Source organism: Stenotrophomonas sp. 05L44_2 (genome assembly GCF_056665995.1).
In genome coordinates this window covers 1-2,636 of sequence record NZ_JBFTNR010000594.1, presented here as the reverse complement: position 1 = coordinate 2,636, position 2,636 = coordinate 1, and the positions used below count along the sequence as shown (strand labels likewise).

The following is a 2,636-nucleotide window of genomic DNA, read 5'->3' as shown; positions in this document are numbered from 1 at the left end:
GGCAAGAGAGAGGTCTACATCCTCCCCGCGCTTCCGGCACTGTGTGTCGCGGCGGCACCGCTGCTCGAGGGGCTGCTGCGGCAACGATATGCCCGGTGGACATTGACAGCCTTCCCGGCGCTGATCGCTATGGCTGCATTGATCGTCGTAGCGTCCATCATGGGCAACGCTGACTGGTTGCAGTCTCGGCTGGCGGGCCGGGATCTGACGCCCGAAGTTTTGCAGGCATTGACGCATTGGCTGTTGTTTATCGGTGTGGCGATGCTGCTGCTGGTTGCGGCGTTCGGGACCCGCAGACCAGCCATGCTCACGGTACTTTCAGTGGCGGTCCTGTGGACTTCCTACGGCTTTGGACTGCTGCCCGCACTCGACGCCTCCGCTTCGTCGCGGCAGGTAATGCAGCAGGTTCACTCGATCATCGGAACTCGTGGAGAACTCGGCCTTGTGGACTGGCGCGAGCAGAACTACCTGCAGGTGGGATCTTCGGTGCCTGCGGACTTCGGGTTCAAGCAGCCGTCGGACGTGCAATGGCACCATGCGCGGAAATGGGTGGAAGGTGCGCCTGGGCGCCGCTGGATTCTTGTCACCGACAAGGCGATTGGCCGGTGCGTGAACAGAGCGAGGTCGATATCCGTCGGCAGCGCGAACCGCAACAACTGGGTTCTGGTTCCTTCCGTGGCACTGGTACCCGGCTGTCGGGAAGAAATCAGCTGGGCTGAAAACGATGAGCAGTGAACTGCTGGGGACCGAAGTGCGGCCTTCCGCATGGCGGCTGCGCCTTAGAGCGCTCGGCATTGAGAGCCACGTGACGATTCCAGTCATCGTGCTGATCGTAGGGTCCTGCCTGTTGTTGGGACTTCATGGTGATCAGGTCGTTGCGGCTTGGATCTACGGTTGGGAGGGGCACCAATGGGCGCTGAAGGACAGTTGGCTGACTGAGCAATTGGTACATAAGGGCGGAAGGAATCTGTCCATCGGCGCGGGGCTCGCAGCGCTCTTGGCCACTATCGCGTCGGAGTGGGTTCCGCGGCTGGCTGCATGGCGGCGGCCGATGTTCCGACTCTTTGTCTCGGTCGCTCTCTCCACGATCATCGTTTCGCTGGTAAAGAAAGTCAGCGGAATGGATTGCCCCTGGGACCTGACTACCTTTGGCGGGCCCAATGAACCCTTCGGCTTTTTCGATGCCAGACCGGCAGGCTACCGGGCCAGCGGTTGCTTCCCGGCAGGGCATGCCAGCGCTGGCTATAGCTGGCTAGCCCTGTACTTCCTCGCCCTTGAAGCGAAGCCGCGCCTGCGGTTCGTCGGTCTGGGCGTGGGTGTTGGATTGGGAATGATCTTTGGCATTTCCCAGCAGCTTCGGGGCGCACACTTTCTTTCTCACGATCTTTGGACGGCAGCCATCTGCTGGTTCGTAGCGCTGGGCCTGTACTTGATTTGGCCGGCTCGGCCGAAGAATTGATAGGGCTAAAGCTCAGACCAGGTCCAGCGTCAGTTTGGGTAGTTGCTGGTTGTGATGGACCAACAGGCGCTGCTGGGCGTAGTCCTGAAGCAAGCGCCTATGCAAGGTTTGAGGTCAACGCAAGGTCCGCTTCTGATCTTGAATTCAGGTAGCTAGGCGAACCGCTCCAGGCTTTGATWCCTGGCATGGCCCAGAAGGATCTGCTAGCCCATGCGCGTCGGCAGGTTAGGTGTCTCAGCGAGCCGTTGGACCGCCGGGTCGCGGGGGGCCGGGTTCCCAAAGAAGGGACAGTCCGTGTCAATCCGGCGAGCGAAAGGACATCTTTGCGGGACCGCAGTAGGCTCAAGGTTAGTCGTGGATTAGGGATGTTTATCGAGGGTAGGACGGATGCCCGCTTCTGGCCGATTGCAGACATCAAGGGAGCGTCGTTTCGGCGATATCGAGCAGAGCTCTTAACCGATCCATGTGGCGCAGATCTTGGTGGTAACCCACCCAGACGTCCCTGTTCGGAGGGTCGCCGAACAGATCGATGCGATGAAGCCCGTCCACGCCGTCACCAAGGGGCCTTGGCAATACCGCAACGCCTAGTCCTCGACGGCACATCTGGGCCTGGACGCTTCGGCTGGTGCTGGCGAAAGCACGTCGAGAGTGCGGGAATCGGTCCAGCAGCCAGGCGACATCCGGGAAGTGAGCCTGGGCCGAGTTCATGAGAATCAGGCTCACAGACCCGGGGTCGTTGGTCACCGCGTGCACCGTCGACGCCGATCCGTAGAGCCCGTAAGGCATGGTCATCAGTCGGCGCTGGACGATGTCCGGCTCACTGAACGGGACGATGCGGAAGGCCACATCGGCTTCGCGACGGGAAAGGTCGAGCAGGCGGTAGCTCGCGATGACCTCGGGTACGACGGCGGGGTGAAGGCGCCCCAGTTCGACAAAGACGGGCGCCAGGACATAGGCAGCGAACCAGTCCGCCGAGGATATCCGCAGGAGGCCTTCGAGCCGCTCATGGTTGCCCGCCAGGCGCCTTTCCATGGACAGCGCCGATGCTTCCATGGATTCAGCGAGCGATAGCACCGCGTCTCCGGCATCCGTGAGCACCAAGCCGTCTTTCGTCCTGCGGAAGAGCGGTTGCTCGGCCTCATCTTCGAGTGCCTTGATCCGTCGACCGATGGTGGGG

3 protein-coding genes are annotated in these 2,636 nt (G+C 61.5%); 2 read left to right on the top strand and 1 reads right to left on the bottom strand.

Annotation, left to right across the window (positions count from 1 at the left end):
• Together AC1VAN_RS17945 and AC1VAN_RS17940 are read left to right on the top strand one after the other, a co-directional pair.
• Positions 1-735, top strand: a 735-nt coding sequence (locus AC1VAN_RS17945) for a hypothetical protein (RefSeq protein ID WP_480986351.1), incomplete at its 5' end; no start/stop codon positions are given.
• Entirely contained in the window at positions 725-1,459 is a 735-nt protein-coding gene (locus tag AC1VAN_RS17940; RefSeq protein WP_442251557.1) for a phosphatase PAP2 family protein, read from the top strand. The genes AC1VAN_RS17945 and AC1VAN_RS17940, both read left to right, overlap by 11 nt.
• A gap of 414 nt (positions 1,460-1,873) precedes the next feature.
• Here AC1VAN_RS17940 and AC1VAN_RS17935 read toward each other — a convergent pair.
• On the bottom strand, positions 1,874-2,636 hold a 763-nt coding region (locus tag AC1VAN_RS17935; protein WP_480986350.1), incomplete at its 5' end, for a LysR family transcriptional regulator.